We start from the raw sequence: 22,721 nt of genomic DNA, 5'->3' as shown, positions 1-22,721 counted from the left end.
AATGAGGTTTAGCCGAAGATAAATCGACTCAGCCAAATTTTATTCTGACTCCGGCGTTGGCGATGAAGCCATCGTTGCGGGACCAAATATCGGTGGTCCACTGCCCGGATGGAGTGCGCTCCGGGAGCAACAGTGGGTGCGTATCGCTCTGTTTGACGTTGAGCAGGTTTTCCAGATTGATAAACCAGCTGTAACGGCCAAAGGTCATCTCGCCCATCAGCCCCAGATGCCAGTATGGCTCTGACTCGGCAACATAGGGACTGTCATCAAGGCGCTGAACACCTGTGTAGTAAGCTTCAAACCCGGCGCGAAAGTGACCGTGCTGTTCCCACATGGCCACAAATCCGGCGGAGTGCCTGGGTGTCAAAGCTTTCTCGCGGCGTGCGCCGCTGTGTGGGTCTTGCTCGGTTGCATCCAGATACAGGTAGCTTGCGGTGAGTTTTAAATCCCCAAGGTAGTAGCGAAGCAGCAATTCTGAGCCCCGGATCTGGCTCTCACCTGTGGCATTTACCAAACGGACCCTATCAAGATTGCCGTTGTCTTGTGACGAAAAAGCTTCAAGCTCTGTCGCGTTTTGGATATCTGACCCAAACAGGGTCAGGCTGGTTTCCACATCATCGAAGCGGTAGGTGAAGTCCAACGAGGCGGTGCGGGCCGTTTCCTCCTTAAGTTCGCCAAGGGGTTCAAGCTGTCCCAACCCTGAGGCTTCAATCTCCTCTACAAATGGTGTCGGCGCATAATAGCCCCGGCCGTAGGAGCCGCGCACGGTGAAATCATCGGCGCGGTAGAGCAGAGACAGCCTTGGGCTGAACTGGCTGCCGTACTCGCTGTGGTCATCTATCCTGGCACTGACCGAGGCAATCAAATCTTCGCTGAGGCTGTAGTCAATCAGAGCAAATAACCCCGGTACATCAAAGCTATAGTCAAAGTCTGCATAGTTTTGTGATTCAAAGGTCTCAGACTGATACGCCGCGCCAATCACCCAATCAAGGTTGTCTCTGTAGCCTGACAGGCTGGCTTCCACCAGGTAATTGCCGTGTTGGTCATTGTCGGTGTCTGTGCCATAGCGGTGAAAATGTTCCTGAACCATGGCCGAGGCACGGGTGCTGAATGTCAGGGTATCCGCCAGCGGCAGGTGATAGACCAGGCCTGCATCCTTACGCTCAGAATCCTGAATCTCGATAAAGGGGCTACCATCAGCCACTGTTTGGCCGCTGAGGGTTCCACCTTGGCGATTTTCGGTCATATAGCCTGCGGTAAGATAGAGGTTATCGCCCTTGTCGCCTTCAAAGAAGAGTCTTGGTCTGAGAGTGTAGCGGTCGTATTCGGGCAAATCGGCCCAGCCATCGCCGTCTATATCTTCGATTGTCTGATAGTGGGCTCCTGCGGTAACTGAGCCCTTGAGCTTGTCGCTAAGTGGCGATTCGGCGTAGCCGGTAACGTCTTGTCCGTTTCTGGAGGTGAGGTTAATCAGCGCTTCACCGGCCATCTCATCTCCCGGGCGTCGGGACACCAAATTGACCACACCGCCCAATGCCGAGCCGCCGTAGAGTGACGAAGCTGACCCCTTGATAACCTCAACCTGACCAAGATCCGTTGGTGGAATTTGCAGTAAACCCAGTGACGATGCCTGATTGCCGTATAGGGGCAAACCATCCGCCAGCAACTGGGTGTAGCGGCCATTCATGCCCTGCAGGCGAACATTGGCGCTGCCAAGGGCTGGAGACGTGGTTTGTACTCTCACGCCGCCGGTTTCTGCCAGCAACATGGAAATATTCCCGGGGCGCATGGCAGCCTTTTCTTCAATTTCTTCCCGGGTTACCACTTCAACCCGCATCGGCTGATCGTCGACTACCCGTCCAAAGCGGGTGGCCTGCACTAAAATGCGCTCCATCCCTTCATCATGGTCATGGCCGTGTTGGTCATGGGATTCGCCTTTGATGTCGCCATTATGGGTATCGCCGTGCTCGTTATGATGGGCTTTGCCATGGTCGGATGCTGTTGCATTGCCATGCTCGTGTGTGTGGCCGGCATGTTTATTGTGGCCAACGGGCGTGTGGGGGGCATGGGTGTTAAGGGGCTCTGAACCAGAGGTCGGTGAGCGATTGCCATTATCTGTCTTGTGGTGATTGTCCTGGGCGTGGGCCGCCTGGCCACTAACTGTGCCCAGGGATATCACAAGCAAAGCCAAGGGCGATAAAGAAGGCATAGGTATATCCTGTAGCGTTGATTTATCCGTAAGTGATAGGATGCAAGGCTAAAGCTTACAGTAACTGGAGAGTCAAGGTGAAAATCAGCGAACTGGCTTCTGCCTCACAGGTGCCAGTAAAAACAATTCGCTATTACGAACAGGAAGGCTTGCTACCGCCACCCAGCCGCATGGCGAATGGTTATCGTCACTATGGCCCGCAGGACCTGGAAACCTTGATTTTTATCCGCCGTTGCCGGGCGTTGAATATCGCCCTGTGTGACATTCGTCGTTTGGTTGAGGTGCAGCAACACCCCCACAGCTCCTGCGCCGTGGTCGATGACATTATTGCCGAGCAACTTGAGCGCATTCGCCAGACCCAGCGTGAGCTGGCGAAGCTGGAGGCTTCACTCTCGTCGCTGGTCGCCTGCGATACCCATCATGTCAGGGATTGCTGCATTCTCAAGCGGCTAAAAGAAGATGATTGCAGCGCCAATCTGGGCGTTGAGTTATAAACACTCTCTACGGGTACAGGTGTTACCCCCACCAGCAGCTTCTTAAATTGTTACGCAGAATACCCGGTGGTTATCTGGAATCTTGGCAGCGATGCATATGAAGTAATACGTAGTATAAAAAGAGCGCCCTTAGGCGCTCTTGCTATTACAGGCTGACTGTCAGTTGAATGTGACACTCGAAATATCAGAGCAGTTGCCGGTGCCATCCTCGCATATATGGTAGGTGTATATGCCATAAGGATTGTTGAGCGTATCGACAAAACCGCCGTCGTTCGCGGTGGCCGTCATCATCACGCCATTGCGAAACACGTTTACCTTGCGGGTTGTTGCGCCGGACCAATTGAGTTCAACCTGTTCGCCGCGCTTGCCCGAGTAGGTCTGTGTGGTCAATTGAATGTCCACGACGGGGGTTGCCTTGCAGCCGTTGTTTAACAGGTATTGATGCGCGTCAGCCACTTTGACAATGCCATGGCCAAAGTAGTCGTCACGGCCATTGGCACCTGCATCAAACGCGGTCTTTTTCAGGGCGTCGCGAATATCGCTGCCGCTGCACTCCGGATGATTTGACCACAGCAAGGCGGCCAGGCCACTGACGGCCGGGGTAGCCATAGAGGTTCCGCTCATGAAGCCATAGTCTGAGGTGCTTATCTCCACGCCAAATGCACTTGCAGCCAGGATAGCGCTGCGGTCTTCCAAGGTGGCGCCAACGGCGGGAATACGGGTCGTGGTGTCGGCGCCCAGGGTGCCATACACCATACCTGCGACGTTATTGATGATAATGGCGCCAATACCACCAGAGGCTTCGCAGTTCATGACTTTGTCATTAAAGGAAATTTCGCCGCGATCAATCAAGCAGACCTTTCCGTCGGCCCCGGAGTCTGTGGCCTTGCCAAGACCCATGTAATAGCCGTTACCGGTGACATTTCCTTGTGCAGCGTAGCCCATTCCGGACGAGCCAAGCACCTGGCCATCGGCGTTTAATACAGACGCCACCGCCATATCGGCAGGGTAGGTCGACAGGGTATCCACGCCGCCAGCTGTTACCTCTACACAGGTAGAGTCCAGAATTTGCTGGTTGTTTTTATTGCTTTTGCCTGAGTAGATGATGCTACAGGCCGGGTACTGGGAGAATGGTGCGATTTGGTCATTCGCGTCGTTGGCCCCCACCATCATCACGGATTCATAACCGGCAGGGAAGGTTCTGACATTGTTGCCATCGTTACCGGCAGCGGCAATCACCAAGCCCCCATTGTTGGTGAATGCTTTAAAAGCGTTCTCTTCGGTGCTGTTTGGTCGGCCGCCACCGAGACTCATGTTAATGATGTTGGCGCCGGCAGCGGCACATTTTTCTGCTGCAACAGCGAGATCAGACGAGTAGCCCCAGCCATTTGCGTTAAATACTTTAATGATATGCATGTCGACGCCGGGAGCCATGCCGATAACGCCGATATCGTTATCGGCCGCGCCGATGGTGCCGGCAACGTGGGTTCCATGGGGGCCGCCATGTTGGTCCCACTGTCCGGTGCCAATATCGTTGTCACCGGTAATGTTTTGCCATAAAAAGTCAGCGTTTGAACGATCGAGGCCGGAGTCAATCACACAGACTTTCACGCCGGAGTTTGCTTGCAGCGTGAGCTGGTTTGCCTGGGATTGATATACGGCATAGGGGGAGATCTGGCTGTGACGTGGGTCGCCAACATCATCGCTGTAACCCATCAATTGGCGTTTGGCATCTTCTTCGATGAGTTGGATGTGTGGGTTATTCAGCAGACCTTTTATGGCCGCAAGATCTTTGCCGCTGAAGGTGGCTGAGAAAAAGTGCTTGCCTTCGGCGTGGATTTCGCCGCCCATTTTTTTGGCAAGGGCTTTCACTACGCCTTTATGCTCAGCATCGACCTGAATAACGTAACGGTCGTCGGCAGCATTGGCGGTCATTGCCATCCCAATACCCAGCGCTAATAAGGTTTTATTTATTGTTTTCATGTTTGTTCCTGAAAGTGTGTGGTAAATAGCAGGCCCATTGAGCAAGGTGCTTGAGGTCAATTCCTTCATTGCCGCCCTGACACTGCTAATTCCTTAAATTCTTTGGCCATATTCAGCGCCAACTGACAAAGCCCGGCGCTGCTTGAGTCCTGACGATCCAGCGACTGTGTCAAGGAGTACGCCCATCAGGGCGTCTCCCGACATCTTGCTGTTAATTCAAGTGTTCGCAGCGACCGAATTGCGCGCCGGATTTCACTTTGTTGATAAGACCATTAGGGAAGCCAGTCTTGATGGAGTTGCCGTTTTCGCACACATAAACTTCTGTCATATCGACATGATAGGAAATCATGGCGCCAGCAACACCACCGACCATTTTTGACCCTGCGGCACTGATAGACAGTGGGTTATTCATGGATGCACGTTCGGCTTCCAAAACACCCTGCTTACTGAAGAAGTTATCCAGCGTCATCCAGCCCAGCTCTTTGATGTAGATTGCACCAACAAAACCTGCCCAGAAGTCACCGGCACGGCCTATGATGACATCACCGTTGTCACTCATGTCGAATGGCACAAGGCCTGCGTATTCACCAAAAATGCTGTGTACCCAGTCAGCGCCCATGTCTTCACAGACATTCCATCCCCAGAGCATAAATGGCACATTCTCACACCATTTGAGACCGCCAATATCGGTGAAGGCGCTGCTGTCAGGCTTGCTGTGATCCCAAAGCAGTACGTTACCGGTCTCGGTGGCCAGGGCTATCTTTTTGCCATCGTAAGAAGCGGCATTTGCTTCAATTGCACCGGCTTTTTGGTACAGATTGATCATCTTCCCTTCTTTTACCCAGGCGACGGCTTCCCAACCATCAAGTGAACCCAGAGCCACTTCGCCATTACCGGAAATGGCATGGGCGCGTACCCAGGAGTTGATGTTCCAGTCAACGTCCTGGGTGTCCAGTTCATGCATGCCTTCTTTGGGCGTCCAGATGAAAGGAACCAGCTCACCCTTGTCGTACTCGTAGCACATTCCGTTACCGTCGACATCTTTGTAAGCCAAGCCGACAACCGTGTTACCGGCATCATCAATGTCCCAGGCCGACGCAGCTTCGGTACCATGTTGTGTGCCACCGCCACAGCTGTTACCGGTAAAGTCGCCAAGGGGCATTACGCCCTTTGAATCAGACCAGATTGCCGGAGCGCTGACGCCATTGCGATCGTGATCGGAATTCACCAGGATCTTGGTGCCGTTACGGTTCATGCGACCTGTTTCTGCAGTGACATAATCAGGCAGCATTTCAAATCCTTTGGTCTCATCCCAGGTAAATCCATAACCCATGATGGTACCCATGGACGAGCGGCCATTTTTGGCAAGATCGGTCAGGAATGCGTTAACGATGGGGCGGAAGTTAATGCCGTCGTCATAGCCGTTGAAGGTGAGGTCGGCCTGCTTGCTCTTACCGGCTTCGGCAACGATTGGCGTGACATCACACTTGTCGTCAGAAACCGGGTTGCTCCCTTCGTTCTCATTCCAATATTCGGCCACCGAAATGATGGGCATTTGGCGCGTTGGGTATCCACCAACATGGATCTCCTCGGTATAAAGCACATAGCTTTGACCGGGGGTCAGGCCGTTGATTTTGAAATATCCGTCCGGGCCAACTTTACCCTGAGTCAGGTAACCTGACTGTGCAGACACCGCATCCATCAATGGGTCGCTGAGGTTACGGGCGATGATATTGACGCCACTGTATTCGGTCTGGCCATCTTTAAGGCGCAGTCTGCCTTCAATTGCACCAAAGCCGGTTTTGTAAGCGTCAGTTGGATAGAGATTGGAAATTGAGACTTTGTCATCCAGTACGTTGACAGTACTTTGAGCTGTTCCGCCTGCGCCGTTGTGGCTGATAAAGGGGAACATGGTTTCAATTATCTCAGGATCAGCAGGATTGGTTGGGCCATACCAGTCCGGCCAATTGTAGGCGTGTATCGGCTCGACACCGCAACCGGCAACGCCGGGGTAGAGCGGGGCAAAGGTGTTACTGATGTAACCCAACTGACCATTGGTTTGGGAGTGTGACAGGTTTATTGCATGACCAAATTCATGGGTAAAGACCCCTGCAACCTGGTTGCCTTCGGTATCGTTAACGTAGACGTTCCAACCATTGATTACTGCGGTTGCCTCGATAATCACGTTGTTTTCGTCAGCAATTTCGGGGAAGGCGATACCCAGCACAGCTGTTTTAGGCACCCCGAAAAAGTCCTCAAGGATACTGCCATCAGTGTCATACAGTACCCAGAAGCCATAACCATTTTGCTTGGTATAGATTTCGGCTGCGTTTGCACCGGTCACATCGGCGATGCCGATTTTCTCTTGAATTGTGCCGGCAATATCCGCCCGGAACGTGGAGGTTTCAACATTGTTCCACTGGTCAAAGGCAAACTGGGTGATTTCTCTGGCGCGATCGATAGATAAAAACACGCTGCCATCGTAGTCGTAGGTAAAGGCGTCGCCACCATCAACGTAAACGGGAATGGACCCTTTTGAGGTGTCCCACACATAGGGCTTGGGACTGGCGTCGTCCGAGGTTAACAGGGGGCCGGCAGCCAGCGCAGAGCCCGTACCCAGCATGCCTAGTATTGCAACAGTAAATTTATTGATTTTCATTATTTCATCTTCCCAGTGCTGATCCATTGCTCGGAAACGGCTTTACCCACCAAGCTCATAAAGTCTGTCGCATTAACGGCGCCGGTTGTTTTCAGCATGGCGTTTTCTGACTCGGACAACAGGCCCTGAGCAAACTCGATGTCATTGAACACGCCAAAATTATTGAATTCATTGCTGACTTTGCTGCCCTGGATCACGAACTTACCGTTAGCCATCCCGGCTGTTGTACGTAATCCAGTCAGCTTTGCTGCCTTGTGCATGAACACAATGACAGTTTCGTTGGCATTCCAGCGGGGGAAGCCCTCGGGAGAGACGGCCAGCAACTTATTGCCATTTGCATCAGTGCGGGGTTTGGTCAAACCAAACTGGCGAAATGTGTAGGTGGAGTTTTTGTCGTGCTGCCCTTTGGCAGCGTTATTCACCTTAATCGTGACCTCTGTGTAGGGCACACCCTGCTCAGATATCCCGTCGGTAACAGACAGAACCTGCCCGGACAGAATGCTTTCAGACTCACTGATGAGTTGTTTTAAATTTTGAGGTTTGAGTTTTGCTGCCTGAACCGGCGAGCCAAGCAACATCAGCGCGGGAAGCAGCGCTAACAGGTAGGGTTTGAAGTTCATGAAGTATCCTTTTTGCTTTTATAACTTGGGCTTTGGTAGGGCTACTACCATGGTTTCAAGCTAGCAATTCGGACTTTGGGCAGATATCAGGGAATCCCTGATTTTTTTGGTACGGATTGACATCCTTTAGGCAAATAGGAAAAGGTTATGGCCGATTTTCAGGTAGACATACTAGGCGTAAGACTCGTTTATAACTGGATAAACAAGCTCTTGTTGTTGCGTCTGATCACGGATAGTTAATTCCAAAAACAAGAGGAACCTTGCGTGTCCAACATAACAAGAAATCAACTTTTAACACGGAAAACGCTGCTGGCAAGTTTGACAGCCATTTATATCGGGGGAGTAGCATCCAGCACCGCAGCACCGGGTATGGTAGCTGTGGGTAAAGGCAATTTTTATCAGCCAAGCTTTACTGCTGACGATGTGAGGAAAATCGATGCTGCTCACAAGGCCAGTCTAGATGGCGATATTTTTGTCGGCAAGCCGGGTCAAAAGAACCTGCAGTTAAAGGCACGTTCACCAGAACAAATTTTTCAACCAGATCCCAGTCGCCAGGGACAGCAGCAGTATATCGTGCAACTGGATGACGAGCCTATGGCGACCTATCAGGGCGGCATTCCGGGGCTTGCTGCGACAGCTGCGCCAAAAAACCGTTCCGTGATCGGTAAAGGCCGGGTAAACGTTAAAACTCAAAACGCGGCTCAGTATCAAAACTATCTTGAAACAAAACAGAATACCTTACTGTCCCGTGCTCAAACGGTAGGTGCAAACATTTCGGTAAAGCAGCGCTTTACTGTGGCCAGTAACGCAATGTTGGTTGAGATGACCGAGCAGGATGCCCGTGTGTTGTCGCAGCAGGCAGGCGTTAAACGCATCACCCCAAACCGCGTTTTTGAACTGCGCACCGACCGTGGCCCAGAGTTTATCGGTGCCAAGTCTGTATGGCGCGGTGAAGATCCCACCACAGGCCTTGCTGCCAAGGGTGAGGGCATGCTGGTAGGTGTGATTGATACCGGTATAAACACTGACCATCCGGCCTTTGCCAGCGATGAAGAATACACCAAGCTAAATCCCTTTGGTCCCGGCAACTTTGTTGGTGACTGTGTGCAATCTCCAGAGCTGTGCAACGACAAGCTGGTTGGGGTTCGTTCATACCCTGAAATTACCGATGTCTATGCCGCACCTGAGTTCCAGGAAAATCCCTGGATGAGACCTGAGATGATCCGTCCGGCCAATGGTGAGGACTATCATGGTCACGGCTCCCATACAGCCAGTACCGTGGCGGGTAACGAGCTGAAAGATACTGCGCTGCAAACAAGCGACGGACAGCCAACAAGCGATGGTATCAACCTGCCATTTACCTTTGCCTCAACCAGTGGTGTGGCCCCCCGCGCCCACGTGATCTCGTATCAGGTATGTTGGCCAGGAAATGGTGGCGACCCTTACGCCGGTTGTCCTGAATCGGCGATTTTGGCCGCCTTTGAAGACGCCATTGCCGATGGCGTAGATGCGATTAACTTCTCCATCGGTGGTCAGGAAAATCTGCCTTGGGGTGACCCTGTCGAATTGGCCTTCCTGGCCGCCCGTGAAGCCGGGATTTCTGTCGCCGCCGCAGCTGGTAACGCCGGAGCCTACTGGAGCGCTGACCACAGTTCTCCCTGGGTGACCACCGTGGGAGCTGTATCTCACGACCGCAAACTGGAAGCAGGCAACAAAACCTTAAGCAATTTCGGTGTTAATTCGAGCTCTAAACCCTACAAGGATATCGAAGGTAAGAGCTTCTCCGGTTCTATTACAGGCGAAGTAGTGCTGGCTGAGAACTACCCGGATCCAGATCCGTACGATGAATACAGCTCGGCGTCCTGTAACGTACCTTTCCCTGAAGGAACCTTCAGGGCCGATCAAATCGTTCTGTGTGAGCGCGGTGACATTGCCCGGGTGGAAAAAGCGGTGAATGTTGCCGCCGGTGGCGCAGGTGGTTTTATTTTGCAAAACGTGCGTTACGACATCGATAACGTGGTTGCCGAGTCCTACGTGATCCCTGGTATCCATGTGCCTTATTCAACCCGCTGGTCGCTCAGAAACTGGATTAATTACAGTGAGCCAGGTACTACAACAGCCACTATTTCTGATTACACCAACGAATATACTCTGGACGAGAAACTGGCTAATAATCTGGCATATTTCAGCTCCATGGGACCAAGCCGAACCAACAATACCCTGGTTCCGGACCTGGTGGCACCCGGTGTTGAAATCTACGCAGCCAACGCCGATGACCAGCCCTTTACTCAATCACCGGAAGCCTCTGACTGGACCTTCATGAGTGGCACTTCGATGGCAGCCCCCCATGTGACGGGTGCGATGACGTTGCTGATGCAGCTGCATCCCGAGTGGACCCCGGCCGAAGTACAATCTGCACTGATGCTGACGGCCGGTCCTGTCTACTTGAATTTGGGTTATGACATCGTTGAGCCTTACTACAACTTTATGGCCGGTGCCGGTGCGATTAATGTTGCTCAGGCGGCGAATACTGGCCTGATTATGGACGAGGCTATTGCGAATTACCGTAATGCCGATCCCAGCAATGGAGGGTTGCCGAACTGGCTTAACATTCCATCTATGGTGGAAATGGAGTGTGAGCAGAGCTGTACCTGGATGCGCACCGTTACCGCTACCCGTGACGGCAGTTGGTCTGCCGAGGCGCTGGCTAAAGAGGAAGGCTTTGAGCTGAGTGTTAGCCCTGCTACTTTCAGTCTGAAAAAAGGCCAAAGCCAGACACTGGTGATTACCGCTAAGGTGCCAGGTCTTATTCAGTCGAATGTTAACCCCTCTGAGCCTGGCGCACCTTGGGAGCACATTCAAAATAAAGATGCGTTCTTTAACGGTAAGCTCACCCTCACTGAAGCGAGCAGCACGGGTCCTGTGCTGAATATGCCTGTGGTTGTTGCCAGTAAAGCCGATGCCATGCCTGTTTCGCTTGATCTGGACATTCAGCGCAATCAAGGCAGCGAAACCATCTATATGAATACCGGTGCCTATGCTGCATTGACGCCTCGTTTCTATGGTCCGGTGAAGCCGACCGTGACCCATGCGACGCTGGAGGCAGTCTTCCCGTTCCTGGATGTTGAACAAATCCAGGTGGGTTGGGATATTCAGATGGTTGAAGTTGCGGAGGGTGCCAAGCGTTTGGTGGTGGAAGTGCTTAAGGCCAAGAACGCGAGCACCCTGGAGGAAATGAACCCTCGTTACACCAAGCCACATCCTTTCATCATGGTGGGGCGTGACCTGAACGATAACGGTGGCTTCATACCATCAGAAGAAGAGATAGCAGAAAACTACAGGGCAATTAAGCAAGAATACGATCAGGAAGTGGTGTGTATTTCTTCCAGTCAGGCCGAAAACAACATTTGCAGCATAGAAAGTCCTGCACCCGGTAAGTACTGGTTTGCGACCGCTATGGCTTATGGAGAAGGCAAGGTCGAGGTGGAGACAGGACATGCAGTGCTGTTGGCCGGTGACGATCGTGGCATGCTCAGTGTGTCTGGCCCGGCTACACACGACGGTAATGGCGATTATCCGCTGACACTGGGTTGGAATATTGCCGATGCCGCCAAAGGGGATGTGTACTACGGTGGTATGGATTTGGGCACAGGCCCGGGCGCTGAGGGCTCCTTTGGTTTTACCGCACTCAATATTCGCCGTGGTGAGGATGCCCTGATCTGGACGGTCAGCCAGGACAAGGCACGCAGTGAAGATGTGATTGATGTGACTGTGCGTCTGGCACCAAACCTCGAGTCGAACGATCGCGATTATCAGCTGACACTGCAGATGCCTGAGGGTATTCGTCTGGCACCATCGACCATACGCTCCAACAATTCTGAGGTTGAGGCTGCCATCGAGGCCAATGAGCAGGGCCTGATCATAAAAGGTAGTCAGGCCAGCACCCGCAACATCACCCGTGAGTACAAGGTGACCTCTAATCTGACCGATGAGATGTGCCATACCCCTCTCATTGACGAATACTCAACCGGTGGCTATATCGATCTGTTCGCGGAATTTGGTATTCAGCCAAACGCCGAATGGATGCAGGGCGATGCCTGGGTGAACTTCGATGTGCCTATCGATTGGCTGTTCTATAACGCCGACGCTGAGTTCAAACTCTATAACCAGGAAAACGCCGGTTACATGAGAATGCACACCGTGGGCGCGCTGCAGTTCAATACCGGCTACTGGATGATGCAGTACCACCGTGGACCGGGCTTCCTGGAAGAGGCGCTGGCGCCGTTCTGGCGTGGCAGCTTTGAGATGAAGTATCGCCGTCATTGGGAAGACCCATGGGGCCTGACCATTGCCAGCCAGTATGCTGAAGATCGTCCTGATTTGGGTGACCTGCTGTTCCTGGAATTTGATAACGTTACCGACATGTACACCGGCCAGGAGTTTGACTTCCAAACTATACTGCGCAGCGGTATCGACGATCATCCTGGCAAGTACGAAGTGATCTATGCCTATAAAAACCTGGGCGCAGATACCGCAGAAGGAACCATCTTTATTGAAGGTTTCGACTCGGCGTACTCTCCGAATGCCGGTCCAAAAAATGGTAAGTTATACACCATGCTCGGATTCGACAATCTGGATACTGTGCTCAGTGAAGATTTGGTGCTGTGTTTTGATTACGTAGGACCGGAGCAGAGCGAAGTTGAGTTCAGCTTCAAGGCCGCAGTGCAGCCAAAGGCAATGGGCAAGACCTTGCCACTGACGCTTGATGTCAGTCTTGAGGGGAGTAGCGAGACACAACTTGTTCACCAGCTTGAAGTCAGGGGTAATATCCAGCTAGCGCCGCTGGCGGATATGGAAGTGCCTGAGAACGGCCGTTTGGATGGTATTAAGGTTGTGTATATCGATGCTGACAAGGTGCCAAATGAAGTTAGGGTAACTGCCGAGCACGTCAGTGCCGAAGTGAATGGTGACCTTATAAATCTGGTTCCTGACGCCAACTTCCACGGCGAAACGCTGGTGACTGTTGAAGTGTACGACAGCCTCAATCCGGGTGATATCGCCAGCACCAGTTTTACCCTGACGGTAATTTCTGATGGTGTCGAACCGCCCGCTCCAGTGACTCCGACTGTCCCTGAGCCTGTCTCCGCGCAAAGCAGCGGTGGTAGCCTCGGTTGGCTGTGGGTTGCTGGGTTGGGCTGGTTTGCCTCAATCAGACGCCGTAAGCGGATGAACTGATTAAAGCGTAATGGGAAAGGCCTTCCTGAGTGGAGGCTTTTTTAACATACGGGAGCATTGATTGCTCCCTTTATTTTTCACCTCAAACGACCTCTTGTGGAAATAGTGATTGTTCAGTTGGATTTCTGCGCAAAGAACCTGTCGTATGCATCAGCTAGACGGTTAACCCATCGCTGTCATAGATAAATTGACCTGTACTACCCTGCAATATCTTTTCGAAAGTATCTTCGTCAGTCATTTTTGATGATGATGACATTATGACCAGCTTCTTTTGCCTCCTTTCGGATTGGTCAGGGAATAAGCTTTTCTTGCAACGCGAAACGCACCAGACCAGCAATATCAAAAATTTGTAATCTTGCCATTATGTGTGCCCTGTGTGTCTCGACTGTCTTAATACTGACATAGATAGCATCGGCAATTTGTCTGGTGGAATAACCCTCAGCTATTAGTTGAAGGATCTGCTTTTGTCTGTTGGTTAATAGCTCCAGAAGGGATGTCGCGGACTGATTGGTGGACAGCAATTGATCCAGGAGGCTGATATCAATTTCTTTGCTGATGTAGCTGTGGCCCTGCAAAACGTTTCTGATGGCAGGCTCAAGCTCATCTACGGCAGCATCTTTTAACAGGTATCCATGGGCCCCGTGTTTCAAGCATTTGGCCACATATTCGACGTTATTGTGCATAGAAAGGATGAGGATTTTCACCGGAATTGACTGGTTTGAAATCAGCTTTACAACTTCCATCCCGCTGAGGCTTTTAATAGAGATGTCCAGCACCAGAAGCTTGGGCTGTAATCGCTTTACCATGGCAATTGCTTCGAGGCCATCACCACACTCACCGATGACTTCGATTGAATCAACGGTATGTAATAAGGTGCGTATACCGGCGCGAACCAGTTCATGGTCATCTACCAGTACAACGCTATTGCTATTTTTCATAAGGAAACTCAACTGAAATGGATACACCGCCATTGGGGATGGCGTTGATGGTCAAACTGCCATTCATCGACTTAACACGCTCCTCGATGCCCAATAACCCCAAATGGCCTCCGTCACTGACTTTGCTGCTAATGTTGCTGAGCTCAAATCCAATGCCGTTGTCTGAAATCACGGCCTTGATTTTGTCCCCATCCAGATAAAGCCTCACCGTGATATTGGTAGCGTTCGCATGGCGAATGGCATTGGTTACCGATTCCTGTATTACCCGGAACAGGGTGATAGTGAGATCGGGGCTTAGTTCAGGAATATGATCATCGGCTTTAAAGATGATGGGATTTGCCAGTGATGATGACATCTTGCTCAGCTGGTGGTTAAGACCCGCCACCAGGCCGACGTCATCCAGCAAACTTGGGCGCAAATCGAACGAGATTGCCCGTACCTGCTTAATCATGGATTGGATTGTCGTAATGCAGGTATCTATCAGTCTGGTGTCATTGGGGTGTTGGCGCCGGAATAGTTGCAGGCTTATCTGGGTGGCAGTGAGTGATTGGCCGAACTGATCGTGAAGCTCCCGGGAAATGGATTTGCGCTCTTCTTCCTTGGCATATTGGAGCCGGGTAGCCAGATTACGCATACCTTCCAACGCGGATTTCAGATGCTGTTCATTCTGTTTAAGTTTTTCAATAACGGCGAGTTTCTCTTCTTTCAGCGCATTGAGGCGACGGGTATACCTTTCCCATTTTGCCATCCGAAACCTGTGATAGCTTATCGCCACAAATGCAATGCACACCAGTAACAGGCCGATATAGGTTGTATTGCGCCACCAGGGGGGGATCACCGTGAGCTTGAGTGTGGCCGGTTGGCTCCAAACTTGGTTTACGCCTTTTCCACGCACTTCAAGTCGGTGTACTCCGGGGTCTAGTTTATAGAAGTTCAGGTGGTGCATATTATTCAGGGTTATCCATTCGCTGTCGGAAGACATGCGATATTGATAGCTTTGGCTTGATGAGCCGTAGTCCAGCAGCGCAAACTCCAAATTCAACCAGCCGCCCCAAGGAACTGACATCTGAAAAGAGTCGTGTATTGACGTGTTCAGAATTGGGCTCGTCAGACTATCTGATAAAATCCGGGTGAATCGGATAGGGAATTGGATATCCGGCTCTAATTTGGATGTCCCTGAAAATAGATATACGCCATTGTTGGTGCCAAGGAGATTGAATCCGTCAGCGCGTGAACGGGAACGTTGAGAAAACCCGCCCAGGTCGTTCAGTGTCTTATCCGTCGCCTTTTGAAAGCGCTGTTGGCTTGAGTTATAGGTAAATAATCCGTCGCTGGTTGCAAACCAAACCTCGTCGGACACTCCCGGTAAAATGGACTTTATGGAATCCGCAACCAAGCCGGGCTCCGGCACTATGTTAACCTTGGTCTCGCGGCCTGTCTGATGGATTTCAGCCTTGTGTAAACCACCGCCGTCAGTGCCGACCCAAATATTACCCAGGTTATCCTTTGCAATATCAGAGATGTAGTAGTGGCTTAACCCGCTGTTGTTTACTTGCAGTCGCGTGCAGGACATGTTCTCCTTCTCACACAGATTCAAACCATTTGATCGGGTGCCTACCCAGAGGTAGCCACCATCCACCAGTAAAGAGGTGATGTAGTTTCCACTCAGGGACTTGGGGTCTGATGGATTGTGCTTGAATGCGCTGAAAGTCCCGCTGTCAGGATGGTATCTATAAAGGCCATCGCCTCCAATGCCGACCCAGACATCGCCACTGTCATCGGGTTGCAACACTCTTACAAATCCCTTTCCAATAGAATCTGTCTGTTGAGACTGGTGAGAGAAATGTGCTCTGACTGTACCATTGCCAGATAGGTGCCATAGGCCTTCTGATGTGCCAACCAGCAGTTCATCCTCTCCGACGGAAGCCATGCTCATGACCCCGTTAAGGTTCTTTGCGGGCGTATTCGGTGTAAATCTGTTCAGCTGTTGGGTGTCCAGATCAAGCCAGTACAAGCCATGGCTGAATGAACCTACCCATGCTCTGCTGCTGCCGGATTTGGCGTAGACTGCGTTGACATTGGGCAAGGTGTGCGCCCAACTTTCAGCCGCGCTGTTTGCAGATTGATTTCGTATACTCGCATCCAGCTTATAAGCTCCTTGCCCCCAGGTAGCATAAAAAAGCTGTCCTGTGCTGTCCTTAACAATGCTGGTTATGGTGTCCCTGGCACTCATGGTGTCCTGACTGTCATGACCAAGACTTTTTGTGTCTGTGTCATAAAACAGCAACCCATGACCAAAGGTTCCCAACACTAACTGATTGGCGTCCAGATGTAATGAAATAATCATCAATTCCGGCTCTGAGCCATCAACAAGACTGACAGGGCTGACGAGCAGGTTTTCCAGTGTTATTTTGAGTAACCCCTGGCGTGTGCCTACCCACAGATATTTCCCGTCTTGTTCAACGATGGAAAAAATATCCTTTATCCCGTCGGGCAATGCCAAACTGAGAAATCCCTGCTTATCGCCTGCCCAATATGCCAGCCCCCCTCCAATGGTTCCCACCCAAAGTCTGTTGTGGCTGTCGACAAAGAGTTTGTAAATGTAGTTTGAGGGCAGGGCTCCAGCATTGGCGTCTTCTTTAAAGTACCGGGTTACCTGGCCGGTTAACGGGTTTAAACGGTTTAACCCAATCTGAGTGGCTACCCACAGATCCCCGTTTGGGCCATCTGTTACGTCATACACACTGTCATTGGAGAGTGAATTGATATCTTCGGAATTGTGTCGGTAGTTGGTAAATGTTCGGGATTCAGCATTGAAGCGACTCAGCCCTCCGCTGTTGGTAGATATCCACACACTGTTATCACGACTCAGATAGAGATTGCGTATATCCAGGGCCGCGATGGTTCCCGGTACGCTCGCATCCGGTCTGAATTTCTCCAGTTGGTAGTTATCGTACAAGAACAGTCCATCCTGGGTTCCCAGCCACATAAATCCCTGCTTATCAAACAGGAGTGCGGAAATATTGTCTGCATCAAAATCCAAATGATGCGCAATTTTCTGAGGTGCAGCCCAGGCATTGCCAAGGTGGAGCAGCATCAGATAAATGATTGTTCTTATTACCGCAGACATCGTCCCCCCGCTAAATATCCCGGCAACGCTATCATCGACAGATATGAATTACAACATGCTGATAACATATCGTTCTGTTAAAGTCGTGCGGCTCAATCGGGTGGGGTAAATGTCAGCATCAATTGAAATCTGCCTGAGCCTCAGTAACAAATCCCCTGAGCCGGACATTTGTTATCCAGAGCTTTCTTCAGTCAGAAAGGTGCAGACCCATGGCAGGATTAGTCATGGCATTCATGTATTATCATGGACGCTTGGAGCTGGGCTTAACTTTACTGACCTAACGGTGGCTAACTCAGATTGATGCGCTTTTTAAGTTGGGCTCTTGATGAAACCTAATATCAGGCATTAACGAATCAGCTTAGCCCAGATTCCATAAGCTTTTGTCTAACTTTCATATAGTAAAGCCAACTCAACACCCATCATGGTTGAGTCATGCGCAGCAGTAATTAAATGCCGGCGCGTTCTTCTGTTATTTCCCAACGTGTTTACACTTCAATGTACTTAGTCTGCTCTGATTGATGGCGCTCTGCTTAAAAACAGATAAGATGAAACAGACACATTTGGCTGCTAATGTGTTCTTACTTTCAGGGATCTTCTGTTCAAGGATTAATACATGGTTGAACATATCACCGGCATTCTGGCCCTCATTGGCGTGCTATCGTTGTTTTGCCAGTGGCTCGGATGGAAGCTGAGACTTCCTGCCATTTTGCCTCTACTGCTCTGTGGTCTGCTGCTTGGGCCTGGGCTGGGATTCCTCAAGCCCGATGCCATTTTTGGCGACCTCTTGTTCCCCATGATTTCTCTGGGTGTTGCCATCATCTTATTTGAAGGCGCATTGACACTTAACTTCAAAGAAATCAAAGACTATGGTCGTATGGTGACCCACCTGGTGACCATAGGCATGGCGGTCACCTGGGTGGCGATTTCCCTGGCAACCCACTACTTTATGGGCTTTGACTGGGCACTGGCCTGGTTATTTGGCGCCTTGGTGGTGGTGACCGGCCCAACCGTGATAGTACCCATGCTCAGGAGTGTGCGTCCCAAATCGCAGCTTGCCAGCATTCTTCGCTGGGAAGGTATCGTGATTGACCCCATAGGTGCCGTGCTGGCGGTATTGGTATTTGAATATATCGCGGCGTCCCAAAATGCCACCGAGCATATTTTGATGTCATTTGGCTCGATTTTGGCGCTGGGTTTTGGTGTTGGTGCTGCCATGGGATATCTGGTGGGCTGGGTGCTTCGCAAAGATTTGTTACCTCACTATCTGCGAAATACCGCGGTGCTTACCGTAATGCTGGGTACCTTTGTGGGTTCCAATTTGCTGCAGGAGGAATCAGGCCTGCTCACGGTAACCGTGATGGGCATTTGGCTTGCCAATATGCGCGGGGTGGACATTGCCGATATTCTCGAGTTTAAAGAAACCCTGACGGTGCTGATGATTTCGGCGCTGTTTATTCTGCTGGCGGCAAGGTTGGATTCCACTGCCATGCTGGATCTGGGCTGGGGCGGTATAGGGGTGCTGGCTGTGGCCATGTTGATTGCACGGCCGCTCAGTGTCTGGCTATCGGGGATAGGCACCAATCTCAGCACGCCCGACAAGTGGTTTTTAAGTTGGGTTGCACCGCGGGGGATTGTGGCCGCGGCAGTGTCGTCGCTGTTTGCCATCAAGCTTGAAGAGCAGGGCGTACCCGGGGCAGAGAAAATCGTACCCCTGGTGTTCCTTATCATCATAGGCACTGTGGTTATCCAAAGCCTTTCTGCCGGTACCTGGGCCCGCTTTCTCAAAGTCAAGGCCGACTCCGCTCAGGGGTTGCTGCTGTTTGGCGCCTCCAGCTTTTCCAGGGCATTTGCCAAGTTGCTGATGAGTAAAAACATCAAGGTGACCCTCGCCGATACCAACTGGGATAATATTCGGCTGGCGCGGATGGACAATATTCCCGTGTATTTCGGCAATCCGGCATCGGAACACGCCGAGACCTATCTGGACTTAACTGGCATTGGCCGTGTGCTGGTGGTATCTCCTTATCGACAACTCAACCCGTTGGTGAGCTTTCATTTTCAGGATTATTTTGGCGCGGAAAAGGTCTACGGTCTGAACAATATGGAAGGCTCCAGCGCCCGTCATCTGGCGTCTGAAGTCTATATGAAGCGCTTGTGCCTGTTTGGTGAAGGAGTGTCTTACGCCAAAATTGCCAGCCAAATGGCCAAAGGCGCCATCTTGAAGAGTACAACCCTGAGGGAAAGTTTTACCCTAGTGGATTTTATGCGCCGCTACGGTGAAAGCGTGCTGCCATTGGTGTATCTGCAGGATGAAAAGTTGCGCATTGTCACGGCCGGCAGCGAAATCCCGGCCACAGGCATCGAGCTTATCAGTCTTATTCCTGTTGAGTCGCAGCAATACGCCAAAGAGCAGCAAGAGAAGGAAGCCCTTGAAAAAGCACAGGCAGAAAAGGAAGAAACTGAGCGATTGGCGCTGGCGAGGCAAACGCTTGAGGAGGCAACCCCCTCCGCTGAGTTAACATCAGCGTCAGACACAGACAAAGATAAAGAAAACGGTAAGACGGATAATCGGCATGCCAACGGCGAAGGTGACGAGCCTGTCAAAGCGTGATGCTCTGAATACCTGATGTGCTGAATGCGTTGGTTTGTAAACGAGTAGCTGAATTCAGTACCGGCAGCCTCTGCCGGGCACTACGATTGATAGATGGGTTGAACGCCAGTATCGCGCTATTCAGATTGGCGAATTCGGTCAGATGATTGGAATTGGTCTGCTGATAGGAATGGTTAGATGTAGGTATGGATGCGCCGGCATTGATTGGCCATGGCATGCGCCAAATAGTCTATCGAGACACTATGCAAGTGGTGTAGGTTTCAGCCGCGCTGGCTGGGCGAGGTTTTACATGCAACCAGCCTAATCTCGCGCAGCAGATAGAAAGTCGCTGACAAGATGCGGCAATTAAAAAAGGCGCCCTGAGGCGCCTTTTTTATCTGGAGGTGCAGCGCTTACGCCGCTTGCTCCTGAGACTTGCTGCCAGTGATTTGCGCCACCAGCTCGGCTGGGTCGAAGTCATCTACGTTGATGGACTTCATGCGGCCAATCTCGGCTTTCTCCAGCAGGGCAATTTCGGCATCAGACAGAATACCCAGTGCCTTGCCTTCGGCAGCGACTTTGTCCAGCCACATAAAGGGCAGACGCTTACCGGCAGCCTTGCACACTTTGTCGTACAGCGGCTCGGCGGCGAGGATGTCCTTGAAGGTCTGCTCCTGAACACCCACAGGGTTGTTGTCGCAGGCTTCCCAGAACTGGCCCTGACCGAGACGCTCACGGCTGGCACAAGGGGTTTGCATGATTTTGGCAACCTTGTGGTCCAGTACATCGCTTGGACGCTTCAGCGGACGACCGAAAGGCAGCAGCAGTACGCGCAGCACACCGCCAAGACCGGCTGGGAAGTTATCCAGCAGCTCATCGAGGGAGGCTTGCAGCTTGAACAGGGCATCTTCAACCGCCCACTGTACCAGAGGCAGATCTTCGGTTTGACGACCTTCATCCTGATAACGCTTCAACGTGGCAGAGGCCAGGTACAGCTGACTCAGCATGTCACCAAGGCGGGCAGAGATACGCTCTTTACGCTTCAGGTTGCCGCCCAGGGTCGCCATGGCGAGGTCTGACAGCAAGGCCAGGTTGGCACTGAAACGGTTCATGTGCTGATAGTAGCGCTTGGTCTTGTCGCCGTAAGGGGCGTTGGAGAAGCGGCTGCCTGTCAGGCCCATCCACACACTGCGAACCAGGTTGCTGATGGTAAAGCCGATGTGGCCAAAGAGGGCGGCATCGAACTTGTTCAGACCCTGACGCACGTCTTTATCGAAGGCAGAGTCCATTTCGGCCAGCACATAAGGATGGCAGCGAATGGCGCCCTGACCATAGATGATCATCGAGCGGGTAAGGATGTTGGCACCTTCCACGGTAATGGCGATAGGCGCAGCCTGATAACCACGGCCCAGATAGTTGTTGGGGCCAAGGCACACACCTTTACCACCGTGGATGTCCATGGCATCGATTACGCATTTCTGCATACGGTCGGTGAGGTGATACTTCACAATGGCAGAGATAACCGATGGCTTTTCACCCAGATCAATACCCGTGGTGGTCAGCGAGGTCACCGCGTCCATCAGATAAGCGTTACCGCCGATGCGCGCCATTGGCTCTTCAATACCTTCCAGCTTACCGATAGGCAGCTTGAACTGGCGACGGATGCGGGCATAGGCACCGGTTGCCAGGGCAGCAGTTTTTACGCCACCGGCCGAGTTGGATGGCAGGGTAATGCCGCGGCCAACCGACAGACATTCCACCAGCATGCGCCAGCCCTGACCGGCCATTTTCGGACCGCCAATGATAAAGCTTAATGGCACAAACACGTCTTTACCGCGGGTTGGGCCGTTTTGGAACATGCAGTTCAGCGGGAAGTGACGACGACCGGTTTCCACGCCTTCCACATCGGTAGGAATAAGGGCGCAGGTAATGCCGAGTTCTTCTTCGCCGCCGAGCAGACGCTCAGGGTCACGCAGTTTAAAGGCCAGACCCAATACGGTGGCGATAGGGGCCAGGGTGATGTAGCGCTTGTTCCAGGTGAGCTTCATGCCCAGCACTTCTTCACCTTTCCACATGCCTTTGCACACAACGCCGTAGTCAGGAATAGAACCTGCGTCTGAACCGGCTTCAGGGCTGGTCAGGGCAAAGCAAGGCACTTCAAGACCCTTGGCCAGACGTGGCAGGTAGTAGTCCTGCTGCTCGGCCGTGCCGTAATGCTGCAACAGCTCACCGGGGCCGAGGGAGTTAGGCACGCCCACCGTAGAGGCCAGCTCGCTGGAAATACCTGCCAGCTTTTGCAGCACGCGGGATTGGGCATAGGCGGAGAACTCGAGACCACCGTACTTCTTCTTGATGATCATCGCGAAGAAGCCGTTGTCTTTCAGATATTGCCACACGTCAGCAGGGAGATCGGCCAGCTCGTGGGATACCTGATGCTCGTTCACCATGCGGCACACTTCGTTCACAGGGCCATCGAGAAAGGCTTGCTCTTCGGCAGAGAGGCGGGCTGTGGGGTAGTTGTGCAGCTTTTTCCAGTTGGGGTTACCGGCGAACAAATCAGCTTCCCACCAGGTGGTACCTGCATCGATGGCTTCTTTTTCAGTGGAAGACATCTCAGGCATGATCCCACGGTACAGCTTCAGCAGCGGACGGGTGATCAGGCTCTGACGAATACTGCTGATGTTCAGGGGCAGGGCGATAACCAAAAAGATGATGCCGCCCCATAGGCCAACAACATCCAAGGTCCATCCCGCGGTCAACATAATGGCGGCTGCGGCCGTGGCGGTCAGCAAGGACACCCGCAAATAAGCGCAGGCACCAAGCACCACAAGCAGCGCGATACTCCAAAGTAGGGTAGTCACTC

At 52.0% G+C, this 22,721-nt stretch carries 10 protein-coding genes; 3 read left to right on the top strand and 7 right to left on the bottom strand.

Going from position 1 to position 22,721, the window contains the following annotated elements; genetic code table 11:
- Nucleotides 1-28: 28 nt before the first annotated feature.
- Nucleotides 29-2,209 (bottom strand): TonB-dependent receptor domain-containing protein, encoded by a 2,181-nt coding sequence (locus JQC75_RS09535; protein WP_239001988.1) that lies wholly within the window; start codon nucleotides 2,207-2,209, stop codon nucleotides 29-31.
- A gap of 77 nt (nucleotides 2,210-2,286) precedes the next feature.
- On the opposite strand from JQC75_RS09535, the gene JQC75_RS09530 reads away from it, so the two are divergent.
- Nucleotides 2,287-2,703, top strand: coding sequence for a Cd(II)/Pb(II)-responsive transcriptional regulator (locus JQC75_RS09530; protein ID WP_203323895.1), 417 nt, complete (start codon nucleotides 2,287-2,289; stop codon nucleotides 2,701-2,703).
- Between the two features lie 159 nt (nucleotides 2,704-2,862).
- Here JQC75_RS09530 and JQC75_RS09525 read toward each other — a convergent pair whose 3' ends face one another.
- The 3 genes from JQC75_RS09525 to JQC75_RS09515 all read right to left on the bottom strand — a co-directional run bounded on the left by JQC75_RS09525 (nucleotide 2,863) and on the right by JQC75_RS09515 (nucleotide 7,965).
- A complete protein-coding gene (locus JQC75_RS09525; protein ID WP_203323894.1) occupies nucleotides 2,863-4,686 on the bottom strand; it encodes a S8 family serine peptidase in 1,824 nt (607 codons plus the stop codon).
- Nucleotides 4,687-4,897: 211 nt separating this feature from the next.
- Nucleotides 4,898-7,345: a zinc metalloprotease gene (locus JQC75_RS09520; RefSeq protein ID WP_203323893.1), complete on the bottom strand. Its 2,448-nt coding sequence runs from the start codon at nucleotides 7,343-7,345 to the stop codon at nucleotides 4,898-4,900.
- Nucleotides 7,345-7,965 (bottom strand): hypothetical protein, encoded by a 621-nt coding sequence (locus tag JQC75_RS09515; protein WP_203323892.1) that lies wholly within the window; start codon nucleotides 7,963-7,965, stop codon nucleotides 7,345-7,347. The genes JQC75_RS09520 and JQC75_RS09515 overlap by 1 nt, the downstream gene beginning before the upstream one ends.
- Nucleotides 7,966-8,283: 318 nt before the next feature.
- Between JQC75_RS09515 and JQC75_RS09510 the strand changes: the two genes are divergently transcribed.
- Nucleotides 8,284-13,200, top strand: a complete 4,917-nt coding sequence (locus tag JQC75_RS09510) for a S8 family serine peptidase (RefSeq protein ID WP_239001987.1) — start codon at nucleotides 8,284-8,286, stop codon at nucleotides 13,198-13,200.
- Between the two features lie 290 nt (nucleotides 13,201-13,490).
- Here the strand turns inward: JQC75_RS09510 and JQC75_RS09505 are convergent, their stop codons facing one another.
- Complete coding sequence (locus JQC75_RS09505; RefSeq protein WP_203323890.1) at nucleotides 13,491-14,138, bottom strand: response regulator; 648 nt, start codon at nucleotides 14,136-14,138, stop codon at nucleotides 13,491-13,493.
- Nucleotides 14,128-17,268, bottom strand: a complete 3,141-nt coding sequence (locus JQC75_RS09500; protein ID WP_203323889.1) for a ligand-binding sensor domain-containing protein — start codon at nucleotides 17,266-17,268, stop codon at nucleotides 14,128-14,130. The genes JQC75_RS09505 and JQC75_RS09500 overlap by 11 nt, the downstream gene beginning before the upstream one ends.
- A 613-nt stretch (nucleotides 17,269-17,881) precedes the next feature.
- Between JQC75_RS09500 and JQC75_RS09495 the strand changes: the two genes are divergently transcribed.
- Nucleotides 17,882-19,879: a cation:proton antiporter gene (locus JQC75_RS09495; RefSeq protein WP_239001986.1), complete on the top strand. Its 1,998-nt coding sequence runs from the start codon at nucleotides 17,882-17,884 to the stop codon at nucleotides 19,877-19,879.
- 392 nt (nucleotides 19,880-20,271) lie between these two features.
- Here JQC75_RS09495 and fadE read toward each other — a convergent pair whose 3' ends face one another.
- The gene (gene fadE, locus JQC75_RS09490; RefSeq protein WP_203323888.1) at nucleotides 20,272-22,719 is read right to left on the bottom strand and encodes an acyl-CoA dehydrogenase FadE; all 2,448 of its coding nucleotides are present in this window, start codon (nucleotides 22,717-22,719) and stop codon (nucleotides 20,272-20,274) included.
- Between the last annotated feature and the right edge of the window lie 2 nt (nucleotides 22,720-22,721).

This window comes from Shewanella litorisediminis (assembly GCF_016834455.1).
Classification (GTDB): Bacteria; Pseudomonadota; Gammaproteobacteria; order Enterobacterales; family Shewanellaceae; genus Shewanella; species Shewanella litorisediminis.
Note: the sequence above shows the minus strand (reverse complement) of the source record. Positions and strands in the feature narration are given on the sequence as shown.

Excerpts from the sequence above, each read along its gene's own strand:
- JQC75_RS09525 (WP_203323894.1), bottom strand. The coding sequence starts at position 4,686 with ATGAAAACAATAAATAAAACCTTATTAGCGCTGGGTATTGGGATGGCA.
- JQC75_RS09500 (WP_203323889.1), bottom strand. The coding sequence starts at position 17,268 with ATGTCTGCGGTAATAAGAACAATCATTTATCTGATGCTGCTCCACCTT.
- JQC75_RS09520 (WP_203323893.1), bottom strand. The coding sequence starts at position 7,345 with ATGAAAATCAATAAATTTACTGTTGCAATACTAGGCATGCTGGGTACG.
- JQC75_RS09515 (WP_203323892.1), bottom strand. The coding sequence starts at position 7,965 with ATGAACTTCAAACCCTACCTGTTAGCGCTGCTTCCCGCGCTGATGTTG.
- JQC75_RS09495 (WP_239001986.1), top strand. The coding sequence starts at position 17,882 with ATGGTTGAACATATCACCGGCATTCTGGCCCTCATTGGCGTGCTATCG.
- JQC75_RS09505 (WP_203323890.1), bottom strand. The coding sequence starts at position 14,138 with ATGAAAAATAGCAATAGCGTTGTACTGGTAGATGACCATGAACTGGTT.
- JQC75_RS09535 (WP_239001988.1), bottom strand. The coding sequence starts at position 2,209 with ATGCCTTCTTTATCGCCCTTGGCTTTGCTTGTGATATCCCTGGGCACA.